General features: G+C 63.8%; 16 protein-coding genes, 2 tRNA genes and 3 pseudogenes. 7 read left to right on the top strand and 14 right to left on the bottom strand.

Annotated features, from left to right (window positions below; all coding sequences use genetic code 11):
* Nucleotides 1–9 precede the first annotated feature (9 nt).
* The 5 genes and pseudogenes from upp to CN538_RS15945 form a co-directional block, all read right to left on the bottom strand.
* A pseudogene (upp, locus tag CN538_RS15965) lies at nt 10–584 on the bottom strand (uracil phosphoribosyltransferase).
* A 194-nt stretch (nt 585–778) separates the two neighbouring features.
* Nucleotides 779–1466 (bottom strand): annotated as a pseudogene (gene ung / locus CN538_RS15960) (uracil-DNA glycosylase).
* Between the two features lie 74 nt (nt 1467–1540).
* Nucleotides 1541–2029 (bottom strand): xanthine phosphoribosyltransferase, encoded by a 489-nt coding sequence (gene gpt / locus CN538_RS15955; RefSeq protein WP_106420075.1) that lies wholly within the window; start codon nt 2027–2029, stop codon nt 1541–1543.
* 54 nt (nt 2030–2083) lie between these two features.
* A complete protein-coding gene (locus tag CN538_RS15950) occupies nt 2084–2632 on the bottom strand; it encodes an adenine phosphoribosyltransferase (RefSeq protein ID WP_106420074.1) in 549 nt (182 codons plus the stop codon).
* 217 nt (nt 2633–2849) lie between these two features.
* A complete protein-coding gene (locus CN538_RS15945) occupies nt 2850–3458 on the bottom strand; it encodes a riboflavin synthase subunit alpha (RefSeq protein ID WP_106420073.1) in 609 nt (202 codons plus the stop codon).
* 344 nt (nt 3459–3802) lie between these two features.
* On the opposite strand from CN538_RS15945, the gene CN538_RS23340 reads away from it, so the two are divergent.
* The 6 genes from CN538_RS23340 to CN538_RS15920 all read left to right on the top strand — a co-directional run bounded on the left by CN538_RS23340 (nt 3803) and on the right by CN538_RS15920 (nt 7859).
* Nucleotides 3803–4069 (top strand): TetR family transcriptional regulator, encoded by a 267-nt coding sequence (locus tag CN538_RS23340; RefSeq protein ID WP_242495248.1) that lies wholly within the window; start codon nt 3803–3805, stop codon nt 4067–4069.
* The gene (locus CN538_RS23335; protein ID WP_242495247.1) at nt 4038–4445 is read left to right on the top strand and encodes a TetR family transcriptional regulator C-terminal domain-containing protein; all 408 of its coding nucleotides are present in this window, start codon (nt 4038–4040) and stop codon (nt 4443–4445) included. The genes CN538_RS23340 and CN538_RS23335 overlap by 32 nt, the downstream gene beginning before the upstream one ends.
* Before the next feature lie 149 nt (nt 4446–4594).
* Entirely contained in the window at nt 4595–5638 is a 1044-nt protein-coding gene (locus CN538_RS15935; protein WP_106420072.1) for a methionine ABC transporter ATP-binding protein, read from the top strand.
* A complete protein-coding gene (locus CN538_RS15930) occupies nt 5619–6272 on the top strand; it encodes a methionine ABC transporter permease (RefSeq protein ID WP_035471609.1) in 654 nt (217 codons plus the stop codon). The genes CN538_RS15935 and CN538_RS15930 overlap by 20 nt, the downstream gene beginning before the upstream one ends.
* 205 nt (nt 6273–6477) lie before the next feature.
* Nucleotides 6478–7278: a MetQ/NlpA family ABC transporter substrate-binding protein gene (locus CN538_RS15925; protein WP_106420071.1), complete on the top strand. Its 801-nt coding sequence runs from the start codon at nt 6478–6480 to the stop codon at nt 7276–7278.
* A 107-nt stretch (nt 7279–7385) separates the two neighbouring features.
* Nucleotides 7386–7859 carry a GAF domain-containing protein gene (locus CN538_RS15920; protein ID WP_106420070.1) on the top strand — a complete coding sequence of 158 codons (474 nt, stop codon included), beginning with the start codon at nt 7386–7388 and terminating at the stop codon, nt 7857–7859.
* 38 nt (nt 7860–7897) lie between these two features.
* Here the strand turns inward: CN538_RS15920 and CN538_RS15915 are convergent, their stop codons facing one another.
* The 9 genes and pseudogenes from CN538_RS15915 to CN538_RS15870 form a co-directional block, all read right to left on the bottom strand.
* Nucleotides 7898–8524 carry an HDOD domain-containing protein gene (locus CN538_RS15915; RefSeq protein WP_106420069.1) on the bottom strand — a complete coding sequence of 209 codons (627 nt, stop codon included), beginning with the start codon at nt 8522–8524 and terminating at the stop codon, nt 7898–7900.
* 423 nt (nt 8525–8947) lie between these two features.
* Nucleotides 8948–10678, bottom strand: a pseudogene (locus CN538_RS15905) (ABC transporter substrate-binding protein).
* A 115-nt stretch (nt 10679–10793) separates the two neighbouring features.
* Nucleotides 10794–11066, bottom strand: a complete 273-nt coding sequence (locus tag CN538_RS15900) for a DUF2160 domain-containing protein (protein WP_035471599.1) — start codon at nt 11064–11066, stop codon at nt 10794–10796.
* A gap of 236 nt (nt 11067–11302) precedes the next feature.
* Nucleotides 11303–12103, bottom strand: coding sequence for a carbohydrate ABC transporter permease (locus tag CN538_RS15895; RefSeq protein ID WP_035471598.1), 801 nt, complete (start codon nt 12101–12103; stop codon nt 11303–11305).
* Between the two features lie 6 nt (nt 12104–12109).
* Entirely contained in the window at nt 12110–12973 is an 864-nt protein-coding gene (locus tag CN538_RS15890) for a carbohydrate ABC transporter permease (protein ID WP_035471596.1), read from the bottom strand.
* Entirely contained in the window at nt 12960–14072 is a 1113-nt protein-coding gene (locus tag CN538_RS15885; RefSeq protein WP_106420068.1) for an ABC transporter ATP-binding protein, read from the bottom strand. The genes CN538_RS15890 and CN538_RS15885 overlap by 14 nt, the downstream gene beginning before the upstream one ends.
* Before the next feature lie 10 nt (nt 14073–14082).
* Nucleotides 14083–15180, bottom strand: a complete 1098-nt coding sequence (locus CN538_RS15880) for an ABC transporter ATP-binding protein (protein ID WP_106420067.1) — start codon at nt 15178–15180, stop codon at nt 14083–14085.
* Nucleotides 15181–15644: 464 nt separating this feature from the next.
* Nucleotides 15645–15721: transfer RNA gene (locus tag CN538_RS15875), tRNA-Val, on the bottom strand.
* Between the two features lie 25 nt (nt 15722–15746).
* A tRNA-Val gene (locus CN538_RS15870) sits at nt 15747–15823 on the bottom strand.
* 659 nt (nt 15824–16482) lie between these two features.
* Between CN538_RS15870 and CN538_RS15865 the strand changes: the two genes are divergently transcribed.
* The gene (locus CN538_RS15865; RefSeq protein ID WP_106420066.1) at nt 16483–17274 is read left to right on the top strand and encodes a DeoR/GlpR family transcriptional regulator; all 792 of its coding nucleotides are present in this window, start codon (nt 16483–16485) and stop codon (nt 17272–17274) included.
* Nucleotides 17275–17310: the final 36 nt, after the last annotated feature.

The raw sequence follows: 17310 nt of genomic DNA, 5'->3' as shown, positions 1-17310 counted from the left end.
TGGTCGCGATCACCGGGTGCCGAAGATCTTGTCGCCGGCATCACCCAGCCCGGGCACGATATAGCCGTGCTCGTCGAGCTTCTGGTCGACCGCCGCAGTGTAGATTTCGACCTCGGGATGCGCCTGCTGAACGCGTTCGATACCCTCCGGCGCCGCCACCAGCACGATCACCTTGATCTGCTGGCAGCCACGCGCCTTGAGCATGTCCAGCGTCGCCACCATGGAGCCGCCAGTGGCCGCATGGGGTCGATGACGATCGCCAAGCGTTCGTCGAGGGCGCTCACGAACTTCTCGAAATAGGGTACCGGTTCGAGGGTCTCCTCGTTACGATAAAGACGACCACGCTGATGCGCGCGCTGGGGATGAGATCGGTGACGCCGTCGAGCATGCCCAGGCCGGCACGCAGGATCGGCACGATGGTGACCTTCTTGCCCTTGATCTGCTCGACCGCAATCGGCTCGCCGTTCCAACCCTCGATGGTCGCAGGCTCCAGCTCCAGATTCTGGGTCGCTTCGTAAGTCAGCAGCTTGGCCATTCGCAGGCAGTTCGCGAAAACTCTTGGTGCTGATATCGGCAGCCCGCATCAGTCCGAGCTTATGTTGAACCAGCGGATGGGCGATGGGATGAACACCTGAATAGGCGCCTTCGTCAGCAATGAAAAACCCGCCTATTGTACGCGACAAGCCCGCCCTGCGGCGACGCGAACTCATCCGCCCACCGCGCGGGTCATTTGCCCTGCCCCCGGCGCCCATCGTCAGAGGGTTGGGAAAATGGGCTCTTACTCGGGTGTCGCCGGCAGCTGCCAATCGATGGGGTCACGCCCGCGGGCGGCGAGGAAGGCATTGGCCTGGGAGAAGTGGCGCTGGCCGAAGAATCCCCGATGGGCGGAGAGCGGCGACGGATGCACCGAGTGCAGCACCAGTGGCGCTGGCGGTCGACGAAACTGGCTTTCTTCTGGGCGTAGCTGCCCCGAGCAGAAAGACCACGCCTCGCACTGCTCGTTGACCACCTGGATGGCGCGATCGGTGAAGCGCTCCAGCCGCGGTTGCGGTGGGAACCGGCGTTGCCCTGCTCCACCGTGAGCACGCTGTTGAGCAGCAGCACGCCTTGGCGCGCCCAGTGCTCGAGAAAGCCGTGGGAGACCGCCATGGTGCCGACGTCCTGGGCCAGCTCCTTGTAGATGTTCTGCAGCGACGGCGGCGTGGGCACGCCCGGGCGCACCGAGAAACACAGGCCGTGGGCCTGGTTGGGGCCGTGGTAGGGGTCCTGGCCCAGGATCACCACCTTGACCTGCGACAGCGGGTCAGCTCGAAGGCGCGGAACCAGTGCGAGGAGTGCGGGTAGATCACCTTGTGCGCCGCCTTCTCGGCCGCCAGAAAGGCCCGCAGCTGGTGCATGTAGTCAGCGTCGAACTCCGCCCCCAACTGGGCGTTCCAGCTGTCGGGCAACGGCGTTTTCGCAGGCATGCCAGTGTCTCCGTGGGCTGAGGGAAGGCGTAATGGAAAACGGTGGAAGGTAGTGCAACTGGCGGATGCCGCGCTCACGGCTTGGGCGCGCGCACCTGATCGACCAGCGGCTCGACATAGGCGTGACCCAAGTCCCAGGGGAACTGGATCCAGCAATCCTGCGCCACCTCGGTGAGATACTGATCGACCAGCGGCCGCCCTTCCGGCTTGGCATAGATCGTGACGAAATGCGCCTTGGGCAGCATCTCGCGTACCGCCCGCGCGGTCTTGCCGGTGTCGACCAGGTCATCCACCAGCAGCCAGCCGTCGCCGTCGTGCTCGACCCCTTTCATGACATCGAGCTGGCCCTGAGACTGCTCGTCATAGCTCTTGATGCACACCGTGTCGATCAGGCGCACGTTGAGCTCGCGCGCGATCAGGGCAGCGGGAATCAGCCCGCCACGAGTGATCGCGACGATCCCCTTGAAGTCACGCTCGACCAGATGGTGGCAGAGCGTGCGCACGTCCCGGTGGAGTTGATCCCAGGAGATCGTGAACAGCTGATGATAACGATTGGCGCTCATGCTCTTTTTCCACCCGATGATGGCGCCGCCGCCGGTGATCGGCGGCGGCGTGAATCACTCGTCTTCGTTGAAGCTGCACACGGAGAAGACGCTGTAGCCCGCCTCGCGAATCTTGGCCGATCCGCCAAGCTCGGGCAGATCGAGAATCGAGGCCAGTTCGACGATATGCCCACCGCTGCGGGTGATCAGCGACGCCGCGGCCAGCATGGTGCCGCCGGTGGCGATCAGATCGTCGATGATCACGATACGATCGTGCTCGCGGAAGGCATCCGAGTGCAGCTCGACGGTGGACTCACCGTACTCCAGCGTGTAGGTCTCGCTGATCGTCTTGAACGGCAGCTTGCCCTTCTTGCGTACCGGCACGAAGCTGCAGCCCAGCTCGTAGGCCAGCGGCGCACCGACGATGAAACCGCGCGCGTCGACCGCAGCAATGGCATCGACCTCGAGTTCCTGATAGCGGTGCACGAAGCTGTCGATCAGCTTGCGGAAGGCGGCGCTGTTCTGCAGAAGCGGCGTGATGTCACGGAAGTTCACGCCGGGCTGGGGCCAGTCCGGCACGGTACGGATGACCGACTTGATATAGTCGCCGTAGATACTGCTCATCTAAAGAAACTCCATTGGCCGGAATCGGCGCATCCTGGTGAGGGTACCCGCGCGGCTGACTCTCGGGCACCGCCCCTCTAGTGCTGACGTTCTCGTACTGACATTCTGACGCTGACCACAGCACGCGCCAGAAGACGAGGCACAAAGGCGCTTATGTTACCCAAGCAGCCGCAGCGACGCGACCCATGTGCCGCCACATGAACGCTGGGTGGCCGAACTAGCCCCGAGCGGCCAGCACGCGCTCCACCGTCTCGACGATCGCCTGGGTCTGCGGGTCGACCTCGACATTGACCTGATCGCCGGGCAGGCGCTCACCGATGGTGGTCCGCGCCAGCGTCTCCGGGATCAGATTGACGCAGAAGCGCTCGCCGCGCACCTCGCCGATGGTCAGACTGATGCCGTCGATACCGATATAGCCCTTGTCGAACACGAAGCGTTCGAGCCCCGCCGGCAGCGCGAACCACAGCCGCCGATTATTGGGCGCCTCGTCGATCTCGGTCAGCCGCGCCATGCCCATGATATGCCCGGACATGGCATGGCCGCCTATCTCGTCACCGAAGCGCGCAGCACGCTCCAGATTGACCCGATCGCCGACCTTGAGCGCGCCGAGATTGGTCAGACGCAGGGTCTCGCGCATCAGATCGAAACTGACGTGCTCGCCGTCGATCGCGGTGACCGACAGGCAGCAGCCGTTATGGGCCACCGACGCGCCCAGCGCCAGCCCTTCACGCAGCGCCGGCGACATCGCCACCACGTGCGTGTGCAACTGCTCGCGTGGTTCGATGGCAACCACGGTCCCCATATCCTGAACGATCCCGGTGAACATCGCAGCGATCTCCTCTTCACGTTTGAGCCAGCGGTCGAGAGTCAGTCGAGCGGAAAACCCCAGCCCGGCAGCTGCTTGCCAGACCCGCCCAGAGCGCTGCGTAGGGTAGCACGCGAGCGCACGCGCGACATTGACGCCCATCGCACGGCCTGCCTACTATGATCGCCCGCGTGATCACAACCGCCCACGTGTCCGGCACACCCCGGGGGAAACCAGCAGCGCAGAGACGGCCGGTCATGCCGCGGCCACACCCTGTCGCCCGAAGCCCCCAGCTGTGACGAATGTGCAGCCCTGCTGCTGTAACGAATGTAATGAACGATAGCCATGAGTCAGCGTTACAGCCCATGACCAGCTCTCCCCGACCGACCACAGCGCGGGCGCGTGCCAGCGAAGCACGGCGCCAGACGATCCTCGATGCGGCGTTGTCGCTGTTTTCCCAGTTCGGCCTGCATGGCGCCAGCCTCGACGCCATCGCCGAACTCGCTGGCGTCTCCAAGACCAACCTGCTCTACCACTACGCCAGCAAAGACACTCTACCTGGCAGTGTTCGAGCGTATCCTGAGCTGCTGGCAGGTTCCCATGGATCTGATCTGCGCCAGCACCCCGCCTGAAATCGCCATCCGCCGCTATATCCAGCAAAAGCTCGAACTCGCACGCGATCAGCCACAGGCGTCGCGCCTCTACTGCCTGGAGGTGATTCAGGGTGCACCGCTGCTGGGCAAGGTGCTGGCCGAGCAGCGCAGTCTGATGGCCGAGAAGGCACGCGCAGTGCAGCAGTGGGTCGACAGCGGCCAGCTTGCCCCGGTCGCCCCCTACCACCTCATCTATCTGCTGTGGAGCACCACCCAGCACTACGCCGATTTCGCGGTACAGATTCAGGCCATCTCCGACCAGGATCTCAGCGATCCAGCATTCTTCGCCGCCAGCGTCGACAACGTCCAGCGCATCGTGCTCGGCGGATTGCTGCCGCGACCAGAGAAGGCATGACCCGCGCCCGCCGGCCGGCCCGCGGCTGTCGCCCTGCCCTGTCCCGATCAGTATACTAGCGCGCTTCGTCGACGCCGGGCCGCGCTCGCGCCAAACCCCGCGGCGTCTTACGCCTCCATATGCACGCCCCCAGGGTAGCGATACGTTTCATGATCACACTTGAACGGGTTTCCAAGACCTACGGCAGCGGCGGCCGCGCGGTGCAGGCACTCGAGGATATCGATCTGACGGTGCCCAAGGGCACTATCCACGGTGTCATCGGGCTCTCGGGCGCCGGCAAATCGACCCTGATCCGCTGCGTCAACCTGCTCGAGCGCCCCAGCGCCGGGCGCGTCTTCGTCGATGGCCAGGAGCTGACCGCGCTGAATCCGGCCCAACTGCGCCAGGCGCGCCACCAGTGCGGGATGATCTTCCAGCATTTCAACCTGCTGACCAACCGCAGCGTCTACGACAACGTGGCGCTGCCGCTGGAGTTGATGCGCGAGTCCCGCGGAGCGATCCGTGAGCGGGTCATGCCGCTGCTCGAACTCACCGGGCTGGCCGACAAGGCACGCCAGTACCCGGCCGAGCTCTCCGGCGGCCAGAAGCAGCGCGTGGCGATCGCCCGCGCCCTGGCCAGCCGGCCCAAGGTGCTGCTGTGCGACGAGGCGACCTCGGCCCTCGACCCGCAGACCACCACCTCGATCTTGTCGCTGCTGCAGGAGATCAACCAGCAGCTGGGGCTCACCATCCTGCTGATCACCCACGAGATGGAGGTGGTCAAGAGCATCTGCCACCGGGTCGGCCTGATCTCCGATGGGCGCCTGGTCGAAGAGGCAGACGTCGGCGACTTCTTCACCGCCCCGGCGACCCGGCTGGGGCGCGAGTTCCTCAACGACTTTCTCGAACTCGAACCGCCCCAGGCGCTGGTCGAGCGACTGGAAACCGAGGCCGGCGCGCATACCCACCCGGTGGTACGCCTGACCTTCTCCGGCGACAGCGTCTCGACCCCGCTGATCTCGCGGCTGGCCCGCGAGCACGGCATCGACGTCAGTATCCTGCAGGCCAAGGTGGAGTCGATCCAGGGCCGCACCCTGGGGCTGATGATCGCCGAACTGATGGGCAGCGCCGAGCAGACACGCCAAGCGCTCGCCACGCTCGAATCCTTCGACCTGCATGTGGAGGTGCTCGGCCATGTCCAGCGCACTGATTGATCTCGTCTGGCAGTCCACCCTGGAGACGCTCTACATGGTGGCGGTCTCCAGCCTGATCGCTGCCCTGCTCGGGGTGCCGTTGGGCGTGCTGCTCTACGTCACCCGGCCGCGTCAGATTCTCGCCCAGCCGGTGATCAACGGCCTGCTCGGGGTGATCACCAACGTCGGCCGCTCGATCCCGTTCATCATTCTGCTGGTGGCGATCATCCCCTTCACGCGGATGATCGTGGGCAGTTCGATCGGCACCAACGCCGCCGCGGTGCCGCTGACCATCGCCGCCATCCCGTTCGTCGCCCGCCTGGTCGAAGGCGCGCTCAACGAGGTCTCGCCGGGGCTGGTCGAGGCGGCACAGTCGATGGGAGCCACGCCGATGCAGATCATCCTCAAGGTGCTGCTGCCGGAGGCCCGTGGTGGCATCATCAACGGCCTCACCATCACCGTGGTGGCACTGGTGAGCTACTCCGCCATGGCCGGCGCGGTGGGCGGCGGCGGCCTCGGCGATCTCGGCATCCGCTACGGCTACAACCGCTTCAACCCCACCGTGATGCTGATCACCGTGGTGGTGCTGGTGGTGATGGTGCAGCTATTCCAGAGCCTGGGCGACTATCTGGTGCGCAAGAGCGATCATAAATAGACCCCGCATGCGTATCGCTCCGGCACGCCGGGGCGATGGCTCTCATGACCCTTCCCCATGACCACGCCACATCATCCACTCTCTTGATCAGCCTTCATAACCAGAATGCATTACCAAGAGAGTGGTTATTCCGTTATATTGAATCGGTCACGCGCGGTCGACCGCCGGCCGCCATTCGCTTCATCGATCAGGGAGAGTTTCGTCAATGCCGATTTCACTCACGCGCGCGCTCGGCGCCACCGTTCTCGGCCTGGGGCTGATCACCGGTACCGCTCACGCGGCTGACGACACCATCAAGGTCGGCACCATGGCTGGCCCGGAAAGCGATGTCATGCAGGCCGCCAAGCAGGTCGCCAAGGAGAAGTACGGCCTCGACGTCGAGATCATCGAATTCACCGACTACGTCACGCCCAACGCGGCGCTGGCCGACGGCAGCCTGGATGCCAACGCCTATCAGCACGAGCCCTACCTGCGTGCGATGATGAAGGATCGCGGCTATGACTTCGCCATCGCCGGCAAGACCTTCGTCTATCCGATCGGCGCCTACTCGGCCAAGTACGACAGCATCGACGACCTGCCGGACGGCGCTACCATCGCTCTGCCCAACGACCCCACCAACGAAGGGCGAGCACTGATCCTCATGCACAACAAGGGGCTGATCAAACTCGACGATCCGAGCAATCTCGAGGCCACCCCGATCGACATCGTCGACAACCCCCACGACTACTCGTTCAAGGAGATCGAGGCCGCGCAGATGCCGCGCGTGCTGCCGGACGTCGATATGGCCTTCATCAACTCGACCTTCACCCAGCCGGCCGGCCTGACGTTGGACGACGCGCTGATCAAGGAGGGTTCAGAGTCGCCCTACGTCAACCTGATCGTGGTGCGCGACGGCCACCAGAATGACAAGGCGGTACAGGAGCTGGTCAAGGCCTACCAGTCCGATGCGGTCGAGCAGAAAGCCGAAGACATGTTCAAGGGCGGTGCCGTTCCCGGTTGGAAATGATCCTCTCGAACGCCATCTGAGAACCAGCGCCACGGCGCTGGTTCTTTCGTTGGAGGCCGCCTCTGACCTGCCGACACCTTCACTTCACACCCAGGAGCGCCTTTTGCATGTCCGCTCGAACCGATACTGACTACGCCAGCCTGGCACGCCAGCTGCACGCCCTGCTCGACACTCGCGACTGGCTCACCAATGCCGCCCAGACCAGCGCCTTCCTGATGCAGGCGCTCGACGCGCTCAACTGGGTCGGCTTCTACCTGCAGCGCCAGCCGGAAACCCTGGTACTGGGACCGTTCCAGGGCCAACCGGCGTGCAACCCGATCCCCTTCAGCCGCGGGGTGTGCGGTGCCGCGGCGCGCTCGCGCACCACCCAGCGCGTCGACGACGTCCACGCCGTGCCGGACCATATCGCCTGCGACGCCGCCTCACGCTCGGAGCTGGTGATACCCATCGTGGTCGCGGATCGGCTATGGGGCGTTCTCGATATCGATAGCCCCCAGGCGGCACGCTTCAGCGCCGCGGATCAGGCCGGTATCGAAAGTCTGTGTCGGGTCTTCGTCGAGGCGAGCGATCTGGACGGCTGAGCACCCGAATAGGCTGGCGACGGCGTCCGGCGTGGCCTTCAAGCCTTGCCCAGAAACACGTCGAGCTCGTCATCGCCGCGCAGGCTCGACACGCTCTCTTCGTAGAGCGCCAGCAGATCGAGGGCGAGCGGCCGGCGCACATCCCGCGGCATCTCGCCCAGGGCATGCTCTTCGCGCTGGCCGTTGGCGACGTCGCGATCGATACCGATGGCCAGATGCACCGCGGCGGCGTAGGGCGAGAACGGCTCGGCCTCCAGCGGCGCGCTCTGATAGGTCAGCGCGCGGCAGATGGTCTCGGGAAAACGCCAGCGGCGCCCCAGCTCCGCCCCCACCTCACTGAAGGTGTAGCCGAACTGGCTCGACTCCAGCTCGCTGCGCGGTGCACCCTGGGCCACCAGCGCATCGATGCGCGCCATCACCTCGGGGTGGGCGATATGCATCAGCGCCGAGCCGACGTGGTGCAGGATGCCACAGGTAAAGGCGGTCTCCGGCGACAGCCCCCCGACACGGCTGTGGCGCACGATCGCGCGGGCCAGATTGGCGACCGTGAACGACGTCTTCCAGAAGGCGCGCCGATCCAGCCCCGGCACGTGCTCGATCACCCCGACCATGCCCGAGGCGATCACCAGCGTGCGTACGCGCTCGAACCCAGCGCAGGATCGCATCGTCGATCGAGGCGACGTTGCGCCCGACACCGTAGCGTACCGAATTGGCCGCACGCAGCAGCTTGAGACTGAGCCCCGGATCCTTGCGTATATGACCGACACCTGCTGAATGCTGGCGCGATCATCGTCGAGACTGGCGATCAGCTCGGCGACCACCCCGGGGATGCTGGGTAGACGGTGAACATGCTCGAACAGCGCTTGATAAGGCATCGACGACTCTCCTCTGGGCCGGCATCGACGCAAGGCTTGCTACGGAACTGCCTACGCTCGCGACGTTTCATTCACAAGCCGAACGCGCGGCCGCACCTGCGGCTACCCAGCCAGGGAAGGCAGCGGCAAGACAAACAAGAAAACAAAAAGGCCCGCCAAGTTGGGCGGGCCATGATAGCGCTGCTGGTCGTTGTCAGCGACCGTTTTCCACCCTCAGCTCTCCTGCCACGACTTGACCATCTCGGCGTAGGGAACGGTCTTGCCCTGAGGCTTCTCGTTCTCGAGCTTGGGCTTGGGCGCACCCGGCTGGTCGAGCCAGTACTGTGCATCGCGCGGCTCGTTGAGCTTGGGCCGCACTGCGGCTGGACGTTGGCGCGTTCGAGACGCTCCATGATCCGATCCTGGGCATCGGCCAGGCCATCGAGCGCGTTCTGTACGCTGGTCTCGCCGCTGACCGCCCGCGAGATGTACTGCCACCACAGCTGCGCCAGCTTCGGATAGTCGGGCACATTGGTCCCGGTCGGCGACCACTCCAGCCGCGCCGGGCTACGATAGAACTCCACCAGCCCACCCAGATTGGGTGCGGCGTCGGTCATCGCCTGGGACTGGATGTCGGATTCGCGGATCGGGGTCAGCCCCACCAGCGTCTTCTTCAGCGAGACCGTCTTGGCGGTCACGAACTGGGCATAGAGCCAGGCGGCCAGGCGGTTCTTTCCGGGGTCGACTTCATGAAGGTCCACGAGCCCACATCCTGATAGCCCTTCTTCATGCCCTTCTCCCAGTACGGCCCCACCGGCGACGGCGCCATGCGCCACTTGGGCGTGCCATCGGCGTTGACCACCGGCAGCCCCGGCTTGGTCATGTCGGCGGTAAAGGCGGTTTACCAGAAGATCTGCTGCGCCACGCTGCCCTGGGCGGGCACCGGGCCGGCTTCGGAGAAGGTCATGCCCTGCGCTTCCGGCGGCGCATAGGCGTGCAGCCAGTCAATGTACTTCTGGGTGGCAAAGACCGCCGCCGGGCTGTTGGTGCCGCCGCCCCGGGACATGCTCGAGCCCACCGGATGACACTGCTCGACGCGAATGCCCCACTCGTCGACCGGCAAGCCGTTGGGCAAGCCCTTGTCGCCTTCACCGGCCATGGAGAACCAGGCATCGGTAAAGCGCCAGCCCAGCGACGGATCCTTCTTGCCGTAATCCATGTGGCCATAGACGCGCTTACCGTCGATCTCCTTGACGTCATTGGTGAAGAAGTTGGCGATGTCCTCATAGGCCGACCAGTTGACCGGCACGCCGAGCTCGTAGCCGTACTTCTGCTTGAACTTGGCCTTGAGATCGGGATCGTCGAACCAGTCGGCGCGGAACCAGTAGAGGTTAGCGAACTGCTGATCGGGCAGCTGGTAGATCTTGCCGTCCGGGCCGGTGGTGAACGACAGCCCGATGAAGTCGTCGAGATCCAGCGTCGGCGAGGTCACCGCGGCGGCATCCCCCTTGATCATATCGGAGATCGGAACCACCTTGCCGTAGCGCGAGTGGGTCCCGATCAGATCGGAATCGTTGACGTAGCCGTCGTAGATGTTGCGCCCCGACTGCATCTGAGTCTGCAGCTTCTCGATCACGTCGCCCTCCTGCAGCAGATCGTGATGCAGCTGAATGCCGGTGATCTCGCTGAACGCCTTGGCCAGCACCTCGGACTCGTACTTGTGGGTGGTCAGCGTCTCCGACACCACGTTGATCTGCATGCCGCGGAACGGCTTGGCCGCATCGATGAACCACTGCAGCTCCGCCATCTGCTGCTCGGGACTCAGGGTCGAGGGGGTGAACTCATCTGCAGCCAGCGCTTGGCCGCATCCTGGTATTGGTCGGCCTGGGCCGCACCGCTGGCGAGTATCAAGCTCAGCAGGCCGAGCGTGAGCGGCCGGTAGCTGGCATGGACTTGTCTGAACATAGCGTTACCCGGTTTTTGTGTGGTTCTGCGCCCTGGCGGAGACTGCGGCCCACGGCCGCGCGAGTGACTCCTTCAGCGAGTGCGCCGGTGACGTCCAGCTCGGTTTTGCGGTGTCTCACCCCCATTTCAGCAGTGCGATCAGTCCCGCCACGCACACCAGCGTGACGATCCACAGCGGCCAGCCGGTCAGCGCCAGTGCCAGTAGATGGGCATAGGCGGCGGCCAGCAGGCCGATGAACAGGCGATCACCGCGGGTGGTGGAGATCGGCAGGAACCCCTTGCGCTGGTGTCCCGGCGACACCGTCTGCCAGATCGACATCCCCACCAGCATCAGCGCGATGATCACGAAGAACGACGCCGTCGGCAGCGTCCAGGCCATCCAGCTCATCAGCGTTCCCCCATAGGTTTTGCACTAAAACTGCCTACGCTCGTCGACTTTTCATATAGCACCTAGGTGCTGTCTGAAAAGTCGACGAGCGAAGGCCAGGCAAGGCAAAAATCGGCGAAAACGCGGAGTTTACGGGTTGTAAATGAGCATTTTGAGCCGATTTTTAACGCCGCATGGGCGAGCGCAGTACTTTTCAGACAGTGCCTAAGACGAAGGCTCGAATCGATTGCCATGACTCACACCCGCCCCAGGGCGAAGCCCTTGGCCACGTGGTTGCGCACGAAGTAGATCACCGCGATGCCCGGCAGCAGCGCTACCACGCCAGCGGCCGCCAGCACGCCCCAGTCGATCCCGGAGGCGGAGACCGTACGCGTCATCTGCGCCACGATCGGCTTGGCGTCGACCGAGGTCAGGGTGCGCGCCAGCAGCAGCTCGACCCACGAGAACATGAAGCAGAAGAAGGCCGTCACGCCGATCCCCGGACGGATCATCGGAATGAAGATAAAGACGAAGAAGCGCGGGAAGCTGTAACCGTCGATATAGGCGGTCTCGTCGATCTCCTTGGGCACCCCGGACATGAAACCCTCGAGAATCCACACCGCCAGCGGCACATTGAACAGACAGTGGGCCAGCGCCACCGCGATCGGGGTGTCAAAAAGCCCCACCGCGGAGTAGAGCTGGAAGAACGGCAGCAGGAATACCGCCGGCGGCGCCATGCGGTTGGTCAGCAGCCAGAAGAACATGTGCTTGTCGCCGAGAAAGCGGTAGCGCGAGAAGGCGTAGGCCGCCGGCAGCGCCACCAGCAGCGAGATCGCCATGTTCATCGACACATAGGTGAGCGAGTTGAGATAGCTCGTATACCAGCTCGGCTCGGTGAAGATGACGCGATAGTTGTCCAGCGTCGGCGCCACCGGCCACAACGTCAGCCCGCCCAGGATCTCCTGGTTCGATTTCAGCGACATGTTGATCAGCCAGTAGATCGGCACCAGGATGAACACCAAATAGAGCAGCATCACCAGACTCTTGCGTACGTGCATGGCGTCTCACCCCTTGTCGTCGTTGTGGGTCATGGCGGTGTAGAACACCCAGGTCACCAGCAGGATGATCAGGAAGTAGATCAGCGAGAACGCTGCGGCCCGCCCCAGATCGAACTGTCCCAGCGCCATCTGGGTCAGGGTCTGGCTCAGGAAGGTGGTCGCCGTGCCCGGCCCGCCGCCGGTGAGCACGAAAGGCTCGGTATAGATCATGAAACTGTCCATGAAGCGCAGCATCACCGCGATCAGCAGTACGTTCTTGAGCTTGGGCAGCTGGATGTAGCGGAACACCGCCCAGGCGGAGGCGCGGTCGATGCGTGCGGCCTGATAGTAGACATCGGGGATCGAGCGCAGCCCCGAGTAGCACAGCAGCGCCACCAGCGAGGTCCAGTGCCAGACATCCATGATCAGCACCGTGATCCAAGCATCCCGCGGGCTGGAGGCGTAGTTGTAATCGATCCCCAGGCCGTTGAGCAGCGACCCGTAGAGACCGATGTCCTCTCGCCCGATGATCTGCCAGATCGTGCCCACCACGTTCCACGGCACCAGCAGCGGCAGCGCCAGCAGAATCAGGCTGACCGGGACGCCCAGGCCGCGCCGCGGCATCGACAGCGCCACGATGATGCCCAGCGGAATCTCGATCGCCAGCACGCAGAAGGAGTAGATGAACTGACGTACCAGTGAATCGTGCAGGCGCGGGTCGCTGAGAATCTCGCGATACCACTCGGTGCCGACGAAGTAGCGCGTGCTCGGGTCGAAGATGTCCTGCACCGAGTAGTTGACCACCGTCATCATCGGAATGATGGCGCTGAAGGCGACCAGCACGAAAACCGGCAGTACCAGCCACCACGCTTTGTTGTTATACGGCTTCATCGGAGATCTCCAGCAGCAGGTCGTTGGCGTAGAAGCGCATCCACGCCTCGGGCAGATGCAGCCCCACCGTCTCCTCACCGAGGCTTTTGTACTCGTCGACCCGCACCTTGATGAGCTGGGCCGGATCGGCGGTGAGCGCCACATCGACGATCTTGAACGAGCCCTGATCCTGGATCAGGTCGACGCGCCCGGTCAGGGTCGCCTCGTCAGCCGGCACCAGCTCGACGAATTCCGGGCGGATGCCCAATTGCAGACGCGCGCCCTCCTGCGCGGCCAGGCGCGCATGCCACGCCTCGGGCAGCGCCAGCTCGAGGCCGTGACAGTGCGCACGCCCGGCCACGATCTCGAGATCGAGCAGGTTCATCCCGGGGCTGCCGATGAAGTAGCCGACGAAGGTATGGCGCGGCGTCTCGAACAGCTCCCGCGGGGTACCGAACTGCACGATCTGGCCGCCGTACATCACCGCGATCTTGTCGGCGAAGGTAGCCGCCTCGAGCTGATCATGGGTGACGTAGACCATGGTCACGTTGAAGCGCTGGTGGATCTCCTTGAGCTTGCGCCGCAGGCGCCATTTGAGCTGCGGGTCGATCACCGTGAGCGGTTCGTCGAACAGAATCGCGGCGACGTCGTCACGCACCAGCCCGCGCCCCATCGACACCTTCTGCTTCTCATCTGCGGTGAGATTGCGCGCCTTGCGCGTCAGCAGCGGCTCGATCTCCAGCGCCGCCGCCACCTCACGCACGCGCGCCTCCACGGTCGCCTTCGGCTGGCCCTGATTGCGCAGCGGGAAAGCCAGGTTGTCGAACACCGTCATGGTGTCGTACACCACCGGGAACTGAAAAACCTGGGCGATGTTGCGCTGCTGCGGGCTCAACGCATTGACCGCCTTGCCGTCGAACAGCACCTCACCCTCGGACGGCGCCAGCAGCCCGGACATGATGTTGAGCAGCGTGCTCTTGCCACACCCGGAGGGCCCCAGCAGCGCGTAGGCACCGCCCTGCTCCCACACATGTTCCATCCGGCGCAGGGCGTAATCCTCGGGCGCACTCGGGTTGTCCTGATAGCTGTGCGCCAGCTGGGCCAAGCGAATCTCTGCCATGATCGTCTCCTCAGGCGCGCGCCGCGGTGGCAGGGAGCGCCGGCGAGAGCAACAGCTCCCCACCCGGCTCGAACACGAACATCTCGGCGCACGGCAGATGGATCTCCAGCGCCTGATCCACCGCCAGCTCGTGGATACCGCCCAGATGCGCGACCAGATCGATCTCGTCATGGGTCATATGCAGGAAGGTCTCGGAACCGCCGATCTCGGCCACCCGCACCTGCACCGGCAGGCACAGCGCCTCCCCCGTGGCCAGCGGCGCCAACGACACATGATGTGGCCGCACGCCGAGGCGGTAGTGGCCCTCTGCCAGACGCTGCCAAGCCGCCGGCAGCGGCAGCCGCTGCCGGCCGATACGGCACTCGCCGCCGGCGATCTCGGCCGCCAGCAGGTTGATCGGCGGCTCGCCGAACAGGCTCGCCGCCTCCATGTTGCAGGGCTGGCGATAGACCTCCCCGCTGGGGCCGCTCTGGACGATGCGCCCCTCCTTGAGCAGCACCGTGGTACCACCCAGCGCGAGCGCTTCGGCGGGTTCGGTGGTGGCGTAGACCGCCAGGGTGTCGCGCGACGCGAACAGCTTGCGCATCTCCACCCGCAGTGACTCGCGCAGCTTGTAGTCGAGGTTGACCAGCGGCTCGTCGAACAGCACCAGGTCGGCATCCTTGACCAGCGCTCGCGCCATCGCCGTGCGCTGCTGCTGGCCGCCGGAGAGCGCTTGCGGAAAACGCCCGAGGAGATGGTCGATGCCCAGCATGTGGGCGGTCTCCTCGACCCGGCGCTGGATCTCGGCCCGCGCCACCTTGGCCTGCTTGAGCGGCGAGGCGATATTGTCGAAAACGCTCAGGGTGGGGTAATTTATGAACTGCTGATACACCATCGACACGTTGCGCTGGCGCACCGGCACATCGGTCATATCGCGGCCGCCCAACCATACGCGGCCGCGGCTGGGCGTATCCAAGCCCGCCATCAGGCGCATCAGGGTAGTCTTGCCGGCCAAGGTATGACCGAGCAGAACGTTGAACGAGCCACTGTCCAGCTGCAGATTGGCCTCGTCGATATAAGTCTCGCCGCGCACCTTCAACGTCACGTCTTCGAGTTGTAATGACATCGACCGGAGAACCCCTTTGTTTTCTTTTCCGAGCATCGTAGGACAGCCACTCGAAAAAGCCATAGGGCGCGCCCGCCACGTCTGGAAGATAATTACTTAGATTTTGATTTATAAGTATTTATAGGACATTGAACCTTAGTATCAGCGACCATTTGACGAGCCAAGGCCGCCCGCCTCATACGACCAAAGTCACTATCCCTGTTGGCTTCGAAAGACTTTGCTTTTCGAAAAATGACATGCCAGTGCAGCGGGGACGTCCCGACAAGCGAAGGAAGCGGAGAGAAAAAGGCGCAGAAAAAGGCGCAGAAAAAGGCGTCGCGAAACGTACAGGGGAGAAAATAAAGAGGGAGGAAATAAAGAGTCAGGGGAAGGAAAAAAGGCCAGGATCGAAAAAACCGGCGCGGACAAAGGCGGACAGCCGATACCAACGTAAAACCCCAGGCCATTGGCCTGGGGTTTCGAGATGGTAGGACCGAGCGGATTTGAACCGCTGACCTCCACGATGTCAACGTGGCGCTCTAACCAACTGAGCTACGGTCCTGCAAACTGGGGCAATCTGATGCGACTGGTAGGACCGAGCGGATTTGAACCGCTGACCTCCACGATGTCAACGTGGCGCTCTAACCAACTGAGCTACGGTCCTTCTGGCATCGCTACGGCGCTGTCGCGAGACTGTTACTTCATTTGCCTCTGCACCGAAGTCATCCGGCCTGCCTCGCCGTGACAACGGAAGCGAATTCTACCCATGCCGCAGAGGATTGCAACCCTCTGCGCGTAAAAAAATTCGCCAAGCCGTTGTCTGCCCTGACTTTAATCTCCCCGGGTAAGCAGATACTAGCCGCACCGGGCGCCCGGGTCGCGACGACAGCCGTAGCGCCGTGGCCGAGGGCCCGAGCAATCGCCATGAACCCGTCAGCCTGAGCGATGCTGCTGCGCTCGATCCATCCACGCTTCGGAGGTAGGCGGGAGGTAGGCGCTTTATCGCCATCGCTTTACTCTCTGCCGCTTCGGCTCGAGAAGCGCTCGCTCGCCAGGATGGTCGTCCGCACTGACAACTCCGTTCTTACGTTCACTTGGCAACAGCATGAATTCGTCTTTCGACACCTAGACCATAGTCTAGCGCCCTGCAGTCAACGTCTCGCCCCCTTTATGGCTGCGCAGGCGGCACCTTCTGATAATATTCGGATCACAACATCGGCCGTGCAGCTCGCCGGCCATGGCAGGACACCGCCTTTCACACGCGCGTCTCGACCACGCACCAGCGGCGTTGTCACCGTGTCGCCAGCCGCCTCAGGACCCAACATGACCCAGCAGGACCGCCACGACGCCATCATCGCCCTGGTCAAACGTCAGGGCTACGCCGCCATCGAGCAGTTGGCGACAGAATTCAACGTCACCCCGCAGACCATTCGCCGGGATCTCAACCAGCTCGCCGAAGAGGGCGCCGTACGCCGAGTCCATGGCGGCGCCGGGCTGGAATCGAGCACCGTCAACACCGCTTACCACACGCGCAAGACGCTCAATCTCGAGGCCAAGCGACGCATCGCCGAGCTGCTGGTCACCCAGATCCCCGACTCGGCGTCGCTGTTCATCAACATCGGCACCAGCAACGAGTTCATCGCCGAGGCGCTATGTCAGCACAGCGGGCTCGAGGTGATCACCAACAATCTCAACGTCGCCGCCATCCTGCAGCACAAGACCGACTTCAACGTCATCGTCGCCGGCGGCCAGGTACGCTCCCGCGATGGCGGCATCATCGGCGAAGCGACGATCGACTTCATCAATCAGTTCAAGGTCGACTACGGCATCATCGGCATCAGCGGTATCGACCGCGACGGCTCGCTGCTGGAGTTCGACTATCAGGAAGTGCGCGTGGCCCAGGCCATCATCCGCAATTCGCGAAAGGTCTACCTCGCCGCCGACCACTCCAAGTTCCAGCGCAACGCCGTGGTACGCCAGGGCAACCTGAGCCAGGTCGACGCCTTCTTCACCGACCGCCAGCCGCCGGACACCCTGGTCCGTCTGATGCACGAACACGGCGTCGAGCTGCATGTGGCTGGTGAACCGGTAGCGGCCCAAGCCACGGCGGACTGAGCGGGCGTCGGTGATCCCGGCCTGCTCTCCCCTTCC

The sequence above is a fragment of the Salinicola tamaricis genome (assembly GCF_003006155.1).
Classification (GTDB): Bacteria; Pseudomonadota; Gammaproteobacteria; order Pseudomonadales; family Halomonadaceae; genus Salinicola; species Salinicola tamaricis.
Note: the sequence above shows the minus strand (reverse complement) of the source record. Positions and strands in the feature narration are given on the sequence as shown.

What these genes read in the sequence shown, in the direction of transcription:
- CN538_RS23335 (WP_242495247.1), top strand. Translation starts at nt 4,038, where the DNA reads ATGGATCTGATCTGCGCCAGCACCCCGCCTGAAATCGCCATCCGCCGC.
- CN538_RS15880 (WP_106420067.1), bottom strand. Translation starts at nt 15,180, where the DNA reads ATGTCATTACAACTCGAAGACGTGACGTTGAAGGTGCGCGGCGAGACT.
- CN538_RS15885 (WP_106420068.1), bottom strand. Translation starts at nt 14,072, where the DNA reads ATGGCAGAGATTCGCTTGGCCCAGCTGGCGCACAGCTATCAGGACAAC.
- CN538_RS15895 (WP_035471598.1), bottom strand. Translation starts at nt 12,103, where the DNA reads ATGCACGTACGCAAGAGTCTGGTGATGCTGCTCTATTTGGTGTTCATC.
- CN538_RS15950 (WP_106420074.1), bottom strand. Translation starts at nt 2,632, where the DNA reads ATGAGCAGTATCTACGGCGACTATATCAAGTCGGTCATCCGTACCGTG.
- CN538_RS15890 (WP_035471596.1), bottom strand. Translation starts at nt 12,973, where the DNA reads ATGAAGCCGTATAACAACAAAGCGTGGTGGCTGGTACTGCCGGTTTTC.
- CN538_RS15925 (WP_106420071.1), top strand. Translation starts at nt 6,478, where the DNA reads ATGCCGATTTCACTCACGCGCGCGCTCGGCGCCACCGTTCTCGGCCTG.
- CN538_RS15930 (WP_035471609.1), top strand. Translation starts at nt 5,619, where the DNA reads ATGTCCAGCGCACTGATTGATCTCGTCTGGCAGTCCACCCTGGAGACG.
- CN538_RS15945 (WP_106420073.1), bottom strand. Translation starts at nt 3,458, where the DNA reads ATGTTCACCGGGATCGTTCAGGATATGGGGACCGTGGTTGCCATCGAA.
- CN538_RS23340 (WP_242495248.1), top strand. Translation starts at nt 3,803, where the DNA reads ATGACCAGCTCTCCCCGACCGACCACAGCGCGGGCGCGTGCCAGCGAA.
- CN538_RS15915 (WP_106420069.1), bottom strand. Translation starts at nt 8,524, where the DNA reads ATGCGATCCTGCGCTGGGTTCGAGCGCGTACGCACGCTGGTGATCGCC.
- CN538_RS15935 (WP_106420072.1), top strand. Translation starts at nt 4,595, where the DNA reads ATGATCACACTTGAACGGGTTTCCAAGACCTACGGCAGCGGCGGCCGC.
- CN538_RS15865 (WP_106420066.1), top strand. Translation starts at nt 16,483, where the DNA reads ATGACCCAGCAGGACCGCCACGACGCCATCATCGCCCTGGTCAAACGT.
- CN538_RS15920 (WP_106420070.1), top strand. Translation starts at nt 7,386, where the DNA reads ATGTCCGCTCGAACCGATACTGACTACGCCAGCCTGGCACGCCAGCTG.
- CN538_RS15900 (WP_035471599.1), bottom strand. Translation starts at nt 11,066, where the DNA reads ATGAGCTGGATGGCCTGGACGCTGCCGACGGCGTCGTTCTTCGTGATC.
- gpt (WP_106420075.1), bottom strand. Translation starts at nt 2,029, where the DNA reads ATGAGCGCCAATCGTTATCATCAGCTGTTCACGATCTCCTGGGATCAA.